This is a genomic window from Aeromonas sp. 25-AL00135 (assembly GCF_054052385.1).
Genome location: NZ_JBSTYQ010000026.1, coordinates 1 through 16,556, shown reverse-complemented (window position 1 = coordinate 16,556; position 16,556 = coordinate 1). Strand labels below are relative to the sequence as shown.

General features: G+C 60.2%; 15 protein-coding genes and 1 riboswitch. Of the genes, 8 read left to right on the top strand and 7 right to left on the bottom strand.

Annotated elements, in window-relative coordinates; translation table 11 throughout:
* Positions 1 to 75: 75 nt before the first annotated feature.
* From ACW5XC_RS19145 to ACW5XC_RS19125, 5 genes are all read right to left on the bottom strand, one after another.
* The gene (locus ACW5XC_RS19145) at positions 76 to 1,794 is read right to left on the bottom strand and encodes an acetolactate synthase 3 large subunit (protein ID WP_005339146.1); all 1,719 of its coding nucleotides are present in this window, start codon (positions 1,792 to 1,794) and stop codon (positions 76 to 78) included.
* 390 nt (positions 1,795 to 2,184) lie between these two features.
* A complete protein-coding gene (locus ACW5XC_RS19140; protein ID WP_005339147.1) occupies positions 2,185 to 2,337 on the bottom strand; it encodes a hypothetical protein in 153 nt (50 codons plus the stop codon).
* Positions 2,338 to 2,374: 37 nt separating this feature from the next.
* The gene (locus ACW5XC_RS19135; protein ID WP_005349173.1) at positions 2,375 to 3,484 is read right to left on the bottom strand and encodes an MJ1255/VC2487 family glycosyltransferase; all 1,110 of its coding nucleotides are present in this window, start codon (positions 3,482 to 3,484) and stop codon (positions 2,375 to 2,377) included.
* A complete protein-coding gene (locus tag ACW5XC_RS19130; RefSeq protein WP_042052499.1) occupies positions 3,481 to 3,984 on the bottom strand; it encodes a phosphatase PAP2 family protein in 504 nt (167 codons plus the stop codon). The genes ACW5XC_RS19135 and ACW5XC_RS19130 overlap by 4 nt, the downstream gene beginning before the upstream one ends.
* 126 nt (positions 3,985 to 4,110) lie before the next feature.
* The gene (locus ACW5XC_RS19125; RefSeq protein WP_042052498.1) at positions 4,111 to 4,731 is read right to left on the bottom strand and encodes a TetR/AcrR family transcriptional regulator; all 621 of its coding nucleotides are present in this window, start codon (positions 4,729 to 4,731) and stop codon (positions 4,111 to 4,113) included.
* Between the two features lie 408 nt (positions 4,732 to 5,139).
* Here ACW5XC_RS19125 and leuA point away from each other — a divergent pair, with 408 nt between their 5' ends.
* The 5 genes from leuA (at position 5,140) to ACW5XC_RS19100 (ending at position 11,064) form a co-directional block, all read left to right on the top strand.
* Entirely contained in the window at positions 5,140 to 6,702 is a 1,563-nt protein-coding gene (gene leuA, locus ACW5XC_RS19120; RefSeq protein ID WP_005341192.1) for a 2-isopropylmalate synthase, read from the top strand.
* Positions 6,703 to 6,889: 187 nt separating this feature from the next.
* On the top strand, positions 6,890 to 7,975 hold the full coding sequence (leuB, locus tag ACW5XC_RS19115) for a 3-isopropylmalate dehydrogenase (protein ID WP_042052497.1): 1,086 nt from the start codon (positions 6,890 to 6,892) through the stop codon (positions 7,973 to 7,975).
* Positions 7,976 to 8,008: 33 nt separating this feature from the next.
* Positions 8,009 to 9,406, top strand: coding sequence for a 3-isopropylmalate dehydratase large subunit (gene leuC / locus ACW5XC_RS19110; RefSeq protein ID WP_042052495.1), 1,398 nt, complete (start codon positions 8,009 to 8,011; stop codon positions 9,404 to 9,406).
* 12 nt (positions 9,407 to 9,418) lie between these two features.
* Complete coding sequence (leuD, locus tag ACW5XC_RS19105; RefSeq protein ID WP_042052494.1) at positions 9,419 to 10,018, top strand: 3-isopropylmalate dehydratase small subunit; 600 nt, start codon at positions 9,419 to 9,421, stop codon at positions 10,016 to 10,018.
* A gap of 116 nt (positions 10,019 to 10,134) precedes the next feature.
* Entirely contained in the window at positions 10,135 to 11,064 is a 930-nt protein-coding gene (locus tag ACW5XC_RS19100) for a hypothetical protein (RefSeq protein ID WP_042052492.1), read from the top strand.
* A 30-nt stretch (positions 11,065 to 11,094) separates the two neighbouring features.
* On the opposite strand, the gene ACW5XC_RS19095 is transcribed toward ACW5XC_RS19100, so the two are convergent.
* Positions 11,095 to 11,385, bottom strand: coding sequence for a PilZ domain-containing protein (locus ACW5XC_RS19095; protein ID WP_005339160.1), 291 nt, complete (start codon positions 11,383 to 11,385; stop codon positions 11,095 to 11,097).
* Positions 11,386 to 11,474: 89 nt separating this feature from the next.
* Positions 11,475 to 11,565, top strand: a riboswitch (TPP riboswitch).
* A gap of 60 nt (positions 11,566 to 11,625) precedes the next feature.
* On the opposite strand from ACW5XC_RS19095, the gene thiB reads away from it, so the two are divergent.
* The 3 genes from thiB to thiQ are packed head-to-tail and all read left to right on the top strand — an operon-like array spanning position 11,626 to position 14,916.
* Entirely contained in the window at positions 11,626 to 12,606 is a 981-nt protein-coding gene (gene thiB, locus ACW5XC_RS19090) for a thiamine ABC transporter substrate binding subunit (protein WP_042052491.1), read from the top strand.
* Positions 12,603 to 14,222, top strand: coding sequence for a thiamine/thiamine pyrophosphate ABC transporter permease (gene thiP, locus ACW5XC_RS19085; RefSeq protein ID WP_042052489.1), 1,620 nt, complete (start codon positions 12,603 to 12,605; stop codon positions 14,220 to 14,222). Before thiB ends, thiP begins: the two co-directional genes overlap by 4 nt.
* Positions 14,209 to 14,916 carry a thiamine ABC transporter ATP-binding protein gene (gene thiQ, locus ACW5XC_RS19080; RefSeq protein ID WP_042052488.1) on the top strand — a complete coding sequence of 236 codons (708 nt, stop codon included), beginning with the start codon at positions 14,209 to 14,211 and terminating at the stop codon, positions 14,914 to 14,916. Before thiP ends, thiQ begins: the two co-directional genes overlap by 14 nt.
* Positions 14,917 to 14,983: 67 nt before the next feature.
* Here the strand turns inward: thiQ and ACW5XC_RS19075 are convergent, their stop codons facing one another.
* The gene (locus ACW5XC_RS19075; RefSeq protein WP_005358170.1) at positions 14,984 to 16,354 is read right to left on the bottom strand and encodes a PhoH family protein; all 1,371 of its coding nucleotides are present in this window, start codon (positions 16,352 to 16,354) and stop codon (positions 14,984 to 14,986) included.
* Positions 16,355 to 16,556 lie beyond the last annotated feature (202 nt).

Here is a 16,556-nt window from a genome sequence, read left to right as displayed (position 1 = left end):
TGCTCAGCCACATCTCGTCTTTGATGGAACCAAACTTGAGCTCCTTGAGCACGACCGAAATAATATGCTCCATCGTCAGGTCCTCTCCGTCTTGCTCAGCCACATCTCATCCATGGCGCCAAACTTGATCTGCATCGGATAGACATGCTCATCCGGGTCTACCGAGATATCCATGAACACCAGCCGATCCTTCATGGCGAAGGCCTTCTCCATGGCGCTCTCCAGCTCGGCCGGATCACTCACCGCGATACCGACGTGGCCGTAGGCTTCCGCCAGTTTGACGAAGTCCGGCAGGGACTCCATGTAGGAGTGGCTGTGACGACCGCCGTAGAACATCTTCTGCCACTGCTTGACCATGCCCAGCGCACGGTTGTTGATGGAGATGATCTTGATAGGCACCCCGTACTGCATGCAGGTCGAGAGCTCCTGAATGTTCATCTGCACCGAGCCATCGCCGGTAACGCAGCAGACCACCGCATCCGGGTTGGCAAACTGGGCCCCCATGGCGGCCGGAATGCCGAAGCCCATGGTACCTAGGCCCCCTGAGTTGATCCACTGGCGCGGTTTGGCAAACGGGTAGTAGAGGGCAGCAAACATCTGGTGCTGGCCCACGTCGGAGGCTACGAACGCCTGACCTTGGGTCACTTTGTAGAGAGTCTCGATCACCTGCTGCGGCTTGATCTGGGTGGCCGACTTTTCGTAGGCCAGACAGTGACGGGAGCGCCACTGGTTGATCTGGCTCCACCAGTCCGCCAGCGCCTCCTTGTCGTTATCGAAGCCACACTCGCGGATCACTTCCAGCATCTGCTCCAGCACTGTTTCCACCGAGCCGACGATGGGCACATGGGCCTGCACCGTCTTGGAGATGGAGGTGGGGTCGATATCGATATGAACCACGGTCGCATTGGGGCAGAACTTGGCCACGTTGTTGGTGACGCGGTCATCGAAGCGGGCTCCCACGGCGAAGATGAGATCCGCGTTGTGCATGGTCTTGTTGGCTTCGAAAGTGCCGTGCATCCCCAGCATGCCGATAAATTGCGGATGGACGCCGGAGAAGGCCCCCAGCCCCATCAGGGTGGTGGTCACCGGCAGGTTCAGCAGCTCAGCCAGCTTGGTCACCAGATGATCCGCATTGGCGTTGATGGCACCACCGCCCACGTACATCACCGGGCGCTGGGCTTCTACCAGCAGCTTGGCTGCCCGCTTGATCTGCCCTTTATGGCCAGACTTGGTCGGGTTGTAGGAGCGCAGGGAGACCGTCTCGGGATACTGGTAGGGGAATTTTTCTTTCGGGTTCTGCACATCTTTGGGCAGATCCACCACCACCGGCCCCGGGCGGCCGCTGGCGGCAATGTAGTAGGCCTTCTTGATGGCCTCGGGAATATCGCTCGCCTTCTTGCACAGGAAGCTGTGCTTCACCACCGGGCGGGAGATACCGATCATGTCGGTCTCCTGGAACGCATCCTCACCGATCATGCTGGTCGGCACCTGGCCGGAGAGGATCACCAGCGGAATGGAATCCATATAGGCGGTGGCAATACCGGTAATGCAGTTGGTCGCTCCCGGGCCTGACGTTACCAGCACAGTCCCCACCTTGCCGGTGGAACGGGCGTAACCGTCAGCCATGTGAACCGCGGCTTGCTCGTGCCGCACCAAGACATGCTCCATCTTGCCGTTTTCGAAGAGAGCGTCATAGATGTCGAGCACTGAGCCACCAGGGTAGCCGAAGACGTGCTCAACTCCCTGATCTTCCAGCGCTCTAACCACCATCTGGGCGCCTGATAACATCTCCATGATAAAGCCCTCCAGGCTTTGCTCCGTTTAGCGAATCCCGCCGACGATGCCGTGCTTCCCGGCACGGCCCGATCCGTTTCTTGTTGTTATCTGAATGCAGATCGGTCCAATTCAGCCTCGTCGACAGTAGAAAAAAAGGATTTTTCCGTCATTCACCCGAAAATAGGGTGAAAAACCAACTTAACCCGCTTCATAACGCTTGTCCACGGCTTTATCTGACCAGAACAGTCATACATTTCAACCGGCTATTAACATTCAATGACTTGCCGCAGCGACCATGAGACAAAAGGGAAGGAAGTCGGGAAATGGCCAGCGGATCATTCCGCAGAGGGGAAAAACAGCCACAAAAAAGCCCACCGCTCAGCGGTGGGCTTGATGCCGAATGATGACTCAGTTCTCCTGATCCGGCTCCGCCAACCAGATCTGCTGATCCGGATCGGTCTCTTCACTGACCGAGATGCTGACCCCCATATCGAGCAACTCGTGCAGGGTGAGATTGTCAGCCAGGTTCATGACTTCGCCGTTTTCATTGGTAAAGCGCATTTGCTCCGTCCTCTCCTTGGTGGGATCGCCTTTCAGTCTAGTCAACAACGCTCACTTGCGATAACCAGCAACTGGATAAACAGTCGCCCCCATCCAGCTCGCTCAGGCGATCACTCACCTCCTCCGGAAACAGGGTGCGCGCCCAGAGCCGACGTGACAGAGAGGCCACGCTCTCGTCAGCGCCCGCCGCCAGCCAGCGGGCCAGCTCCCCCGCTACATCGGGGTAACAGACTGCCCCCGGCGAGGCGCTGTCGAGCCAGGTACGCACCAGATTGGCATCGAGCACATCCATCAGGGTCGCCAGCCCCATCATCTCGAGCGTCTTGCCGTTGGTCAGCTGCTCGAACTGGCCGCCGAGGGGCTTGACCAGCAACTTCTTGCCGAGGGTGAGCGCCTCGGAAGCCAGCTCGAAACCCGCGTTGGAGATGACGCCGCGACAACCGGCCAGCACTGCGATAAATCCGTGCCGCGACGGCGGCTCGAAGCGCAGGTTGCGCCACTGGCTAGGGGTACGAATGGCGGGGTGAAAGCAGACGAAGCGTTGCTGACCAAATCGCGACAACAGGGCGGCGATCGCCTCGGTCTGCTCGAATGGCAGATAGACCAGGATCTCGCCGTTATCCGGCGCAGCGGCGATAGGGTCGATCACCGGCGGCAACAAGGGGTGACCGAAGTGAAACCAGTGCAGCCCGAGCGGCTGATCCACCGGGGCAAAGTGGCGCATCAGCTGGCGGCTGACCCCATCCTCCCCCCAGCGCGGGATGGGCCAGTTGAAGCTGGCCTGATGGCTGACGGTGAGGCTTGGCTTGCCATAGCGGCGGGCAGCGTGGGCGGTGAGTGGCTCAAAATCGCTCACCACCAGATCGTATTCGCTGCAATCGAGAGACCGCAGATCCCGCCAGAAGGTGAGCGGCGAGGCGGCTTGCAGGGTGCGCCACGGAGAAACTCGCCCCTCGTGGCTGACAAAAGTGAGGCCGGGAAAGGCGCGGTAGGCGCCGAACTCCTCCATGTCGAAGTAGCGGTCGGCAGGGCGGCCGCTGAAGAGATAATCCACCTCGACCCCTGCCGTGCGCAGCGCCCGCGCCAGGGTGCGACTGCGACTGATATGACCGTTGCCGGTGCCTTGCACCCCAAACAGTATCCTCATGAGTGGCTCCAGCCGAGCGCCAGCACGGCGCAAGCGCCCCCCAGCAGAGCACCGGCTACCAGATCGCTCAGGTAGTGTACCCCGAGCAGCAACCGGGATGCCCCCACCAGTGCCGCCCAGCCAAACAGCAGGGGTGCCCAGAGCGGAAAACCGGTGGCCAGTATGGTGGCCATCAGAAAGGCTGCGGCGGTATGGCCGGAGGGAAGGCTGTAGCGATCGGAAGGGGTGATAAAGACCGGCAAACCGACCGGCCGTTGCCGTTTCAGGCTGTTTTTCAGCAGCAGATAGAGGGGCAGTTCGATGGCGAAGGCAAGCAGCGCCAGTCGAACCAGTTCACGCTCTGCCTCCCCCAGCCACCAGAGCAAGGCGGCCAGCACGGCGTAAAGCGGGCCATCACCGGTGCGGGAAATGAGACGACTCACCCTCGCCTGCTGCCGGTTGTAACCGTGAAGCAGGCAGACCCGGCACACCTGAAGGTCCCATTGCTGGATCTTGTTCATATCTCCTCCTTCCCTGAATTCTGCTTGCAGAGTAGGAAGGCGGGATGACAGGACGTTGAACAAGGGATAACAGATTTATGAAAAAAGGGCCTAATGGCCCTTTTAAATTTCGATGTTGCGGCAAAATCAGTGGTTGCCGCGCAAGCCGGTCTCCATCAGACGACAGTTGTGATCCGCCAGACGGGCCATGAAGTGCTCATCCACTTTCAGGCCAAACACCTGCTCGTAGAGATCTTTCATCACAAACGGCTGCCACATCATGCTGAGGAAGGAGATCTTAAGCATGTCGGGATCCAGGTTGTCACCCAGCTCACCGTTGGACTTCATTGTTTCCAGCAGGGCATCGAACTGCGGCAGCTGACGTTCCAGCAGGCGGTTCAGCACAAAATCCCGGCCCGGGCTTTTCTCGGTCGACAATGCGCTGGAGATGGCAGAGGTCAGCTCGCTGTTGGGCGCCATCACCTGATAGTAGGTGTTGAGCAGCTCGTTGAGGCTGTGATTGCTGTGTTCATCTTGCCAGGCATGGTCGAGGGGCTCGGCCACATCGCCCAGCACCGCTTTGTAAAGACCCTCTTTACTGCCGAAGTAGTAGTGGATCATTGCCAGATTGGAGCCAGCAAGCTCCGCGATTTCGCGTGTAGTTACCTTGCTATAGGGAGTATTGAGAAAACGCTCACGGGCGGCAGCAAGCAACTTGTCACGAATGTCAGAACGTCCGACCGGACGACCAGGTCTACGTTTTTCCATTTAACACCTCAGATAATTCAGCCAATGCTGATAAGTCGATCTGGTTGTGCAGAGAATAGAGCACAGCAGGAATGACCAGATAATCGGTCATGGGCCGAATATGGGACAAGGAAATTTGCAATCCTTTACAATCCGATTAAATACGTCAGCAGATTGCCCCTGACCTTCCGTGTTGACACAGCATAAAAATCTCGATATTGGTAAAAGCGTTATCGACTGGAAGGAATAACAACGTCATGCGTATCGCCACCCCGCTACTACTAATCTCCCTAATCGCGTTAACTCGCGCGGGATCCTTGTAGCCGGGCTAAGGCATAGCCGGAATTTACAAAAACCCGTGCACCCTGCACGGGTTTTTTTATGCCGCCGCAGGATGCACGTTACCGAACTTAGGAAGAGGGAAGTCACATGTCAGATCGGGTCATCATATTCGACACCACCTTGCGTGATGGTGAGCAGGCCCTGGCGGCCAGTTTGACAGTCAAGGAGAAGCTGCAGATCGCCCAGGCGCTGGAGCGGCTCGGTGTCGACGTCATGGAGGTGGGCTTCCCGGTCTCCTCTCCCGGCGATTTTCAATCGGTGCAGACCATCGCCCGCCACATCAAAAACAGCCGGGTCTGCGCCCTCGCCCGCGCCCTGCCCAAGGATATCGATGCCGCCGGCGAAGCCTTGCGGGTCGCCGAGGCGTTTCGCATCCACACCTTTATCTCCACCTCCTCCATCCATGTGGAGAGCAAGCTGAAAAAGAGCTTCGAGGATGTGCTGGAGATGGGGGTCGGCGCCATCAAGCACGCCCTGCGCTACACCGATGATGTGGAGTTCTCCTGCGAGGATGCGGGCCGCACGCCGATCGATAATCTCTGCCGCATGGTGGAGGCCGCCATCAAGGCGGGGGCCCGTACCATCAATATCCCCGATACCGTGGGCTACACGGTGCCGACAGAGTTCTCCGGCATCATCCACACCCTGTTCAACCGGGTCCCCAACATCGACAAGGCGATCATCTCGGTCCACTGCCATGATGATCTGGGGCTCTCGGTGGCCAACTCCATCGGCGCGGTGCAGATGGGGGCCCGCCAGATCGAGTGCACCATCAACGGCATCGGCGAACGGGCGGGCAACTGCTCGCTGGAAGAGGTGGCGATGATCCTCAAAACCCGCGCCGACCTGCTCGGGGTGCAAACCAATATCCGCCACAACGAAATTCATCGCACCAGCACGCTGGTCAGCCAGCTGTGCAACATGCCGGTGCAGCCCAACAAGGCGATCGTCGGGGCCAACGCTTTCTCCCATAGCTCCGGCATCCATCAGGATGGGGTGCTCAAGGCGAAAAATACCTACGAAATCATCACCCCCGAGAGCATCGGCCTGACCCAGAACAACCTCAACATGACCTCCCGCTCCGGCCGCCACGTCATCAAGCACCGGATGGAGTCCATGGGCTACGCCGAGAGCAGCTACGACCTCGACCACCTCTACGGCAAGTTCCTGACCCTGGCCGACAAGAAAGGGCAGGTGTTCGACTACGACCTCGAAGCGCTGGCCTTCTTCAGCCAGATCCACGAAGAGCCCGAGCATTTCAAGCTGGAGTACCTCGGGGTGCAGAGCGGCAGCTCGGTACTGGCCACCGCCTCGGTCAAATTGAAAGTGGGGCAGGATCTGATCTGCGAAGCGGCCACCGGCAATGGCCCGGTGGATGCGGTCTACCAGTGCATCAACCGCATCACCGGCTATGAGATCCGCATCGACAAATATGCCCTCAAGAGCAAGGGCGAAGGGGAAGATGCCCTCGGTCAGGTCGATATCGTCGCCGAGTACAAGGGGCGCAAATTCCACGGTATGGGACTGGCCACCGACATCATCGAATCCTCGGCCCACGCCCTGCTCCATGTGATCAACAGCATCTGGCGCGCCGATCAGGTGGCCGAACAGATGGAACGCAATAACAGCATCAAATCAGAAACCGTCTGAGCCGAACTCGGTACCAAACAGACGGAATGACAGCATCAAATCGGAAACCGTCTGAGCAGGACTCGCAGCCACACAGACAGCATGGAATGACAACATCGGGACGGGGAACGTCTGAACCGGTAACCGCGCGCAGCGTCGGGGAAACCGGACAGAGGGATCTCAAAGACAATATCAGGATGGAGAGTGTATGAGCAGTTATCGGATCGCAGTATTGCCGGGTGACGGCATTGGCCCTGAAGTGATGGCCGAGGCTATCAAGGTGCTGGAGAAGGTGCAGGCCAGGTTCGGCCTCGCCTTCGAGTATGATCGCCATGACGTGGGCGGCATCGCCATCGACAACCACGGCACCCCGCTGCCGCAAAGCACGATCAAAGGTTGTGAAGCGGCCGATGCCGTGCTGTTTGGCTCGGTGGGCGGCCCGAAATGGGAACATCTGCCCCCCAACGATCAGCCGGAACGTGGCGCCCTGCTGCCCCTGCGTGCCCACTTCAAACTGTTCTGCAACCTGCGCCCGGCCCGCATCTACACCGGTCTGGAGCAGTTCTCACCCCTGCGCGCCGACATCTCCGATCGCGGATTTGACATCGCCTGTGTGCGCGAGCTGACCGGTGGCATCTACTTCGGCCAGCCCAAGGGGCGCGAGGGAGAAGGGGCGAACGAAAAGGCGTTCGACACCGAGGTGTACCATCGCTTCGAGATTGAGCGCATCGCCAAGATTGCCTTTGAGTCGGCTCGCGTGCGCCGTGGCAAGGTCACCTCCATCGACAAGGCCAATGTGCTCGCCTCTTCCATTCTGTGGCGCGAGGTGGTGACGCAAGTCGCCAAGTCCTATCCGGACGTAACCCTCAACCATATGTACATCGATAACGCGACCATGCAGCTCATCAAGGATCCGTCCCAGTTCGATGTGCTGCTCTGCTCCAACCTGTTCGGTGACATCCTCTCCGACGAGTGCGCCATGATCACCGGCTCCATGGGACTGCTCCCCTCCGCCAGCCTCAACGAATCGGGTTTCGGCCTGTTCGAACCGGCCGGTGGTTCGGCCCCGGATATCGCCGGCAAAGGGATTGCCAACCCCATCGCCCAGATCCTCTCCGCCGCCCTGATGCTGCGTTACAGCTTAGGGATGGAGGCTGCCGCCCAGGCCATTGAGCAGGCCGTGGCCCAGACCCTGGCCGAGGGTTACTTCACCGCCGACCTGCATCAGGCCAGCGCCCGCCATCCGGTGCAGAGCACGTCCGAGATGGGTAGCCAGATCGCCGCCCGGATCTGAGCCGCATAACAGAGAACAAGGAAGAGAGAAGCAATGGCCAAGACCCTCTATCAGAAAGTATTCGACGCCCACGTGGTACGGGAAGTGGAAGGGGAGACCCCCCTCATCTACATCGACCGCCATCTGGTACATGAAGTGACCAGCCCGCAGGCATTTGACGGCCTGCGCGCCATGAACCGCCAGCTGCGCCGCCCAGACCTGACCTGGGCCACCATGGATCACAACGTCTCCACCACCACCAAGGACATCGCCGCCTCCGGCGAGATGGCCCGCATCCAGATGGAGACGTTGGCCGACAACTGCAAGGAGTTCGGGGTTCGCCTCTACGATCTCAACCACAAATATCAGGGGATCGTCCATGTGATGGGCCCCGAGCTCGGCATCACCTTGCCCGGCACAACCATCGTCTGCGGCGACTCCCACACCGCCACCCACGGAGCCTTCGGCTCGCTGGCGTTCGGCATCGGCACTTCCGAAGTGGAACATGTGATGGCCACCCAGACCCTGAAACAGGGCCGCGCCAAGACCATGCGCATTTCGGTCAACGGCAAGCTGGCCGAGGGCATCAGTGCCAAGGACGTGGTACTGGCCATTATCGGCAAGGTCGGCCACGCCGGTGGTACCGGCTACGTGGTGGAGTTCGCTGGCGATGCCATTGCGAGCCTCTCCATGGAAGGGCGGATGACGGTCTGCAACATGGCCATCGAGCTGGGCGCCAAGGCGGGCATGATTGCCCCCGACCAGACCACCATCGACTACATTCGCGGCAAGGAGTTCGCCCCCAAGGGTGAGGCGCTAGAGCAGGCCATCGCCTTCTGGCAGAGCCTCAAGAGCGATGAAGGTGCCCGTTTCGATGCCGAAGTGGTGCTGGACGCCGCCGATATCGCCCCGCAGGTCACCTGGGGGACCAACCCGGGCCAGGTGATTGCCGTCAATGAGCCGATTCCGGCACCGGAATCCTTCAGCGATCTGATGGAACAGCAATCCGCCCGCAAGGCGCTCGCCTACATGGACTTGCAACCGGGCCAGAAGCTCTCCGACGTTGCCATCGACAAGGTGTTTATCGGATCGTGCACCAACAGCCGCATCGAGGATCTGCGTGCCGCCGCCGCCATCGCCCGCGGTCGCAAGGTAGCCGCTGGCGTGCAGGCGCTGGTGGTGCCGGGCTCCGAACAGGTGAAGGCGCAGGCCGAAGCCGAGGGGCTGGACAAGATCTTCATCGAGGCAGGCTTTGAGTGGCGCCTGCCCGGCTGCTCCATGTGTCTGGCCATGAACAACGACCGGCTGCAACCGGGGGAGCGCTGCGCCTCCACCAGCAACCGCAACTTCGAAGGGCGTCAGGGCCGCGCCGGCCGCACCCATCTGGTCAGCCCGGCCATGGCCGCCGCTGCCGCCGTCACCGGCCGCTTCGCCGACATTCGCGCACTGTAAGAGGACATTTCGATGACAGGATTCAAACAGCATAAAGGGATCGTCGCCCCCCTCGACAGCGCCAACGTCGACACCGACGCCATCATTCCCAAGCAGTTTTTGCAGAAGGTCAACCGCATCGGTTTTGGCAAGCACCTGTTCCACGACTGGCGCTTTCTGGACGATGCCGGCCAGCAGCCAAACCCCGAGTTCGTACTCAACCAGCCGCAATTCGCCGGTGCCAGCATCCTGCTGGCGCGGGAGAACTTCGGCTGCGGCTCGAGTCGCGAGCACGCCCCCTGGGCGCTGGCCGACTACGGCTTCAAGACCATCATAGCCCCGAGCTTTGCCGATATTTTCTACGGCAACGCTATCAACAACGGCATGGTGCCGGTGCGTCTGAAGGAGGAGGAGGTCGACGCCCTGTTCCAGCTGGTCGCCGCCCAGCCGGGCATCCAGATCGAAGTGGATCTGGAAGCGAATCAGGTACGTGCAGGTAGCCTCAGCTTCGGTTTCGAGATCGACGAATTCCGCCGTTATTGCCTGCTCAACGGCTTGGATGCCATCGGCCTGACCCTGCAGCACGAGGCCGCCATCAGCGCCTTTGAGGCAAAGCAGCCGAGCTGGATTTAATCAGCCAGTTGCAAAAAACGAGTAGAATCAACAGGGAGCTTCGGCTCCCTGTTTTACTGTCCGCGACGCTTCCCACTTTGGACCACCGGAACTGGCCCGTGCCACAGGAAAGGATGATGAAGAGACCGACGGCAATTCCTCTGCTCTGTGCCCTGCTGATTGCCCTGCCTGCGGGGGCCAGCCAAACCAGCTTCAACAACAGCCTCGGCCAGATCAGCGTCGGCTGGCAGGATAGCGAAGGCAAATCCCAACAGCTCACCTACCGGCTCGAACAGGGCAAGTTGCCGCCTCTCATCGCCTATCGCCCGGCCAGAATGCAGGAGGAGGTATTGCAGGTATTGCTGCGGGAGGTGCGCCAGAACTACCCCGAGGTGCAGTTCACCCTCTCCCGCCCCTCGCTGGAGCTGCATCTGAAAAGCCGCAATCAGGACAAGGCACGCGAGGCGATGGCCTTTCTGCAGTCCAAGCGAAGCAAAGAGGAGCAGGCGTGGCTGACCAAACACTACTTCCAGTACTTCAACACCCCCGACGGGCAGCTGGCGGTGAAGCAAGATCATGTGCGCATCGCGCTGGAGAGTCGCAGCGGGCTGGCTCCGCTGGCGGATCAGCTCAAACAGCAGGGCAGTACCGAAACAGAAGCGCGCCAGAAAACCGTGGCCCATATGCTCACCTTTATCCAGAGCATCCCCTATCAGCAGCTCGACAGCCTGAATGGAAGACAGGGCAAGGGCTTCCTCCCGCCCCGTCAGGTACTGGAACAGAACCGGGGTGATTGCGACAGCAAGGTAACCCTGATGGCCGCCATGCTGGCCCAGCTCTTTCCCGAGCTGAAACAGGCCATGGTGTTCGTCCCCGGCCATGCCCTGCTGGCTGTTGACCTGCCCGCCAAGCCGGGGGATGCGACCCTCAACTGGCAGGGGCAAAACTACCTGCTGCTCGAACCCACAGGCCCCGCCACCTTGCCTGCGGGCCAAATAGCTTCGACCAGCAAAACGCTGGTCGATAGCAAGCAGTTGAGTGTGCAACCGGTTCAGGAAAAAGGCTAACCCCCTCCCTCTGCCGATGAAGAGAGAGGATTAACCCTGAGGCAGAAACTCCACCGCCAGCAGCAACCCGCTCTCCTCCTCCAGCACCCGGATAATACGGGCATGGGCTTCAAAGGGAGGCAACAGATTGTTGTTGGTGGCAAGACTGATCCGGATGGGCTGATTGATGTCGAGCTGGTGTTCAGAGACCGCAATCCCCATGCCGTTGGCACTGAGATCCCGGCAGATCCCCTCCAGCACCAGCTGCTGCTGATAGACGGTGACCGGAGCATTGATGACCATGCGCGCAAAGGCACGCCTTTCCTTGGTATTGGTAAGCACGCGAACATCCTCTGTTGGGTGGGCGTCATCTCATGGGTATTGCACAATTGTGCTGGTCTACCCAAAAGAACGTTAATACAATGCGGTTCGTTTCTCAAACGGGGTGCGGTTTACCGCTGAGATTATACCCGTGTACCTGATCCAGATAATGCTGGCGGAGGAATTTGAGGCATGGCGCTCATTTTTTGCGCCCTCACCCGCTGGCACCTCGTTATTAACAAGTAATAGGGAGTGCCACCCATGAAGACCCTGCTGCTGGTCACCACCTGCCTGCTGTCGGCCAATGTGTTCGCCGCTGACACCCTCACCGTCTACACCTACAGCTCTTTCACTGCCGAGTGGGGTCCGGGGCCCAAGATCAAACAGGCCTTCGAGAAAGAGTGCGGCTGCACCCTCAATCTGGTTCCCCTCGAAGATGGGGTCGCCATCCTCAACCGGCTGCGGCTGGAGGGCAACCACAGCAAGGCTGATCTGGTGCTGGGGCTCGACGATGCCCTCATCAGCGAAGCCAAGCAGAGCGGTCTGTTCGCCCCCCATCCCGCCAAGCTGGATGGCATCAAGGTGCCGGGTGGCTGGCAGGATGACACCTTCGTCCCCTACGACTACGGCTACTTTGCCTTCGTCTATGACAAAGACAAACTCAAGCAGCCGCCCAAGAGCCTGAAAGAGCTGGTGGAGCGTCCCGACCTCAAGGTGATCTATCAGGATCCCCGCACCTCCACCCCGGGGCAGGGGCTGATGCTGTGGATGAAGTCTGTCTACGGCGACAAGGCGCCTGCCGCCTGGGCCGAACTTGCCAAAAAGACGGTCACCGTCACCAAGGGGTGGTCAGAGGCTTATGGCATGTTCCTCGATGGCGAAGCGGACATGGTGCTCTCCTACACCACCTCTCCGGCCTATCACCTGATTGCCGAGAACAAGCCCCAGTATCAGGCTGCGGCGTTTGAAGAGGGCCACTACCGTCAGGTGGAAGTGGCCGCCAAGCTGAAGAGCGCCAAACAGGAGAAGCTGGCTGACCAGTTCCTGCAATTTATGGTGAGCCCCGCCTTCCAGAATGAGATCCCGACCGGCAACTGGATGTATCCGGTGATCGATACCCAACTGCAAAAAGGTTTCGAGCAGATGATCACCGTAGCCAAGCCGCTCGCCTTCAGCAGCGATGAGGTGGCCGCCAATCGCAAAGGGTGGATCCGCGAGTGGCTGCAAGCCGTCACCCAGTGAGCCGTTATCTGAAACCACAGGCTCGTCCCCTCTGGTGGCTGCCGGGCAGTGCAGCCACCCTGTTGATCCTGCTGTTATCCCTCGGGCCGCTCGCGGCCCTGCTGTGGCAGGCCGGTTCGCTGGCACCCCGCACCCTGTTCGCAGATCCTTATCTGCGTCATGTGCTGGGCTTCAGTCTGGGGCAGGCACTGCTCTCCACCTTGCTGAGCCTGGGGCTGGCCATTCCGGTGGCCCGTGCATTGGCGCGGCGCCGTTTCATTGGCCGAACCCTGCTGATCAAGCTATTTGGCCTCTCGCTGGTGCTGCCGGTCATCATCGCCATCTTCGGCATAGTAGCGGTACACGGCAAACAGGGGTGGCTGCCGCAGCTGCTGCGCACCTTGGGGCTGGATCCCGGCAATTATCTCTACGGCCTGTTCGGTATCCTGCTGGCCCACGTCTTCTTCAATATGCCGCTGGCGGCACGCCTGATGCTGCAGAGCATAGAGAGCATCCCCGAATCGAGCTGGCGCCTTGCCAGCCAGCTCGGCATGCGCTCATCCCATATCTTCCGGCTGCTGGAGTGGCCTCTTATTCGCGGCATATTGCCGGGGCTGGCCAGCCTCATCTTTATGCTCTGCTTCACCAGCTTCACCACAGTGCTGGCGCTGGGAGGCGGGCCGAAATCCACCACGCTGGAGGTGGCCGTCTATCAGGCGCTGCGCTTTGACTTCGATCTCGCCACCGCAGGCGGACTGGCGCTGGTTCAGCTGATCCTGACCGCCGCCCTGCTCGCCCTGCAGCACAAGCTGCAGAGCACCCCGGCCAGCAGGGTGACACCCCGTCGTCCCTGCCTGCGCCCGGATCGCCATCAGCCAGGCACGGCCGTGGTGGATCTCCTCTCGCTCAGCATCGGGCTCGCCATCTTTCTGCCACCGTTGCTGGCCATCATCGTCGCCGGCCTCCACCCCGGTCTGCTGACGGCGCTCACCTCCGCCAAACTGTGGCAGGCGAGCGGCCAGTCGCTGTTGATTGCGTTGGCAGCCGGTGCATTGGCCACCTTGCTCGGCGGTGCACTGCTGCTGACCAGCCGTCATCTACGGATACGGGCTCGCAAGCGGCGGGCTGCCGCCCTGTGGGAGGCCAGCGGCTCGGTGATCCTGATGATCCCGGCAGTAGTGCTCTCTACCGGTCTCTTCATCCTGTTTATGCCGTTCGCCGATGTGTTCGCCCTCGGCCCCTGGCTGGTGGTGCTGGTCAACGCCCTGATGGCGCTACCCTATGTGATGCGCACCCTCTCCGCCCCCATGCAGCTGGTGGTGCGCCAATACGACCGGCTGGCGGACAGCCTGGGGGTACGCGGCCTGCATCGCCTGCGACTGGTGGAGTGGCCGCTGCTGCGCCGCCCGCTGGCACTGGCGATGGCGCTGTCGATGATCCTCTCGCTGGGGGATCTTGGCGCCATCGCCATGTTTGGCAGTCAGGAGCTCACCACCCTGCCCTGGCTGCTCTACCAACAGCTTGGCAGCTATCGATTGACCGAGGCAGCCGCCACCGCTCTGCTGCTGCTGACGCTCTGTTTCTCCCTGTTCTGGCTGGTGGAGCGGGGTCTTGGAGGAAAACATGCTGAACATTGATACGCTGGTGACCAGCTACCCCGACTGGCGCGTCAGCTTCAGCGCGACCCTGCCCAAGGGAGAGATCACCGCACTGATCGGCCCAAGCGGCGCAGGTAAATCGACCCTGCTCGGGATGATCGCCGGATTCGTGCCGGTGGAGTCGGGCCGCCTCAGCTTCGATGGCGAAGATCTGCTGCCGCTGGGCCCGGCCGAGCGGCCAGTCACCACCCTGTTTCAGGATCACAACCTGTTCCTCCATCTGTCGGTGTTCGACAATATCGCCATCGGCTTGCACCCGGGTCTGCGCCTGAGTGCAGCCCAACGGGCACAAGTGATCGATGCAGCCGCACGGGTTGGTCTTGGCGAGATGTTAAACCGCCAGCCTGAACAGCTCTCCGGCGGCCAGCAGCAGCGAGTCGGGCTGGCTCGCGCGCTGGTGCGCGGCAAACCGCTGCTGCTGCTGGATGAGCCCTTCTCTGCCCTCGATCCCGCCCTGCGCCGGGAGATGCTGGCGGAAGTGGCGAGGCTAGCCTGCGAACAGGGCATTACCGTACTGATGGTCTCCCACAATCCGGAAGATGCCCAGCTGATTGCCGATCAGGTGCTGTTTGTGGACGAGGGGCGCATCGCCCTGCAGGGAAAGCCGGATATTCTGCAAAACAGCGATCATCCCGGGCTACTACGCTATCTGGGTCGTACGCAGGGCTCATGACCGGCGACGGGATCAAAAAAGGGGAAGCCGGATGGCTTCCCCTTTCACATGCAGAGCTCCCGTTAAATCAGAGATTTTCCTCGGCGAACGAAGCCAGTCGGCTGCGCACCACGCCGTTGAGGAAGATGTTGGCACTGCCGTCAAAATCCTTGAAGCGCTCGACGATGTAGGTGAGACCCGAGGTCACCGGGCTCAGGTAGTTGGAGTCGATCTGGGCCAGGTTACCGGAGCAGACGATCTTGGTACCCTCGCCGCAGCGGGTGATGATGGTCTTGATCTGGGACGCGGTCAGGTTCTGGCACTCATCCAGCAACACGAAGGTGTTCTGGATGCTGCGTCCGCGCATGAAGTTGACCGATTTGAACTGGATGTTGGCCTTCTCCATGATGTAGCTGAGCGAGCCGCTCATGTTCTCGTCCTGCTTATGCAGCACCTCCAGGGTGTCGGTCACCGCCGCCAACCAGGGCATCATCTTCTCCTCTTCGGTGCCGGGCAGAAAGCCGATGCTTTCAGCAATTTCCGGGGTATTCCGGGTGACGATCACCTTCTCGTAAATGCCCTTCTCAATCACCAGCTCCAGCGCAGCAGCCATTGCCAGCAAGGTCTTGCCGCAACCGGCCGGGCCGGTCAGGATCACCAGATCGATGTGCGGATCGAGCAGTGCATCCAGCGCCATCCCCTGATAGACGTTCTTGGGATGGACACCCCACGCCTTGCGGGACATCAGTCGCTCGCGACCCAGATCCTTGATGCGGATCTTGTTGCCGTCGTGACTGAGCACCCGGGCTGCGAAGAAATTCTCTTCATCCACCAGATACTGGTTTACGTGAACCCCCTCCAGCAGGTTGGCATCGATCACATGGATGGTGTCGCGGCCGTGGGTCTCGCTCTCACACTCGCCAACCCGCTCCCAGAAGCTGCCGGGCACCACCTGAAAACCCTTGGCCAGCAGGCGGATATCATCGATCAACTGGTCACTACGGTAATCTTCAACGTGAGCAAGCCCGGCCCCTTTGGCTTTGAGGCGCATGTTGATGTCTTTGGTGACCAGCACCACCTGACGCTTCAACTCGTGCTTTTGCAGATAGAGGGCCGCGTTGATGATGCGGTTGTCGGCCTCCTTGTCGGTAAACACCTCGGCATCCTGCGGCAGATGGTGATCGCTGAAGATGCAGATATTGCCGCTCGCTTCGCCAGCCAGTGGCACGCCCTGGGTGATCTGATCCGGGGTTGCATCGCGGAACACATCTTCCAGCGCACGGATGGCTACCCGCGCGTCGCGGCTGACATCCTTGTTGCGATCCTTGATGTTATCGAGCTCTTCCAGCACCGTCATGGGGATGAGCACGTCGTGCTCTTTGAAGGAATAGATAGCGAGGGGTTCGTGAAGCAGAACGTTGGTATCCAGGATAAACAGCTTTCGGTCCGTATTGTCCATAAGCATCCTCCTTGGCACTGAAGGGCCACGTGTGTGAATCTCAGATGTCATTGAAACCACACGGCCGTGACAGTTTTATTACCCTCAACGCTACGCCCGATTTTACTATCGCTGTGCCGTCCTGAATATGGTTTACACCTTTCCCCCCCAATAAATGGAGAACCCGATGGGACAAGGTGTGAAACGGACACAGCGCGATTAC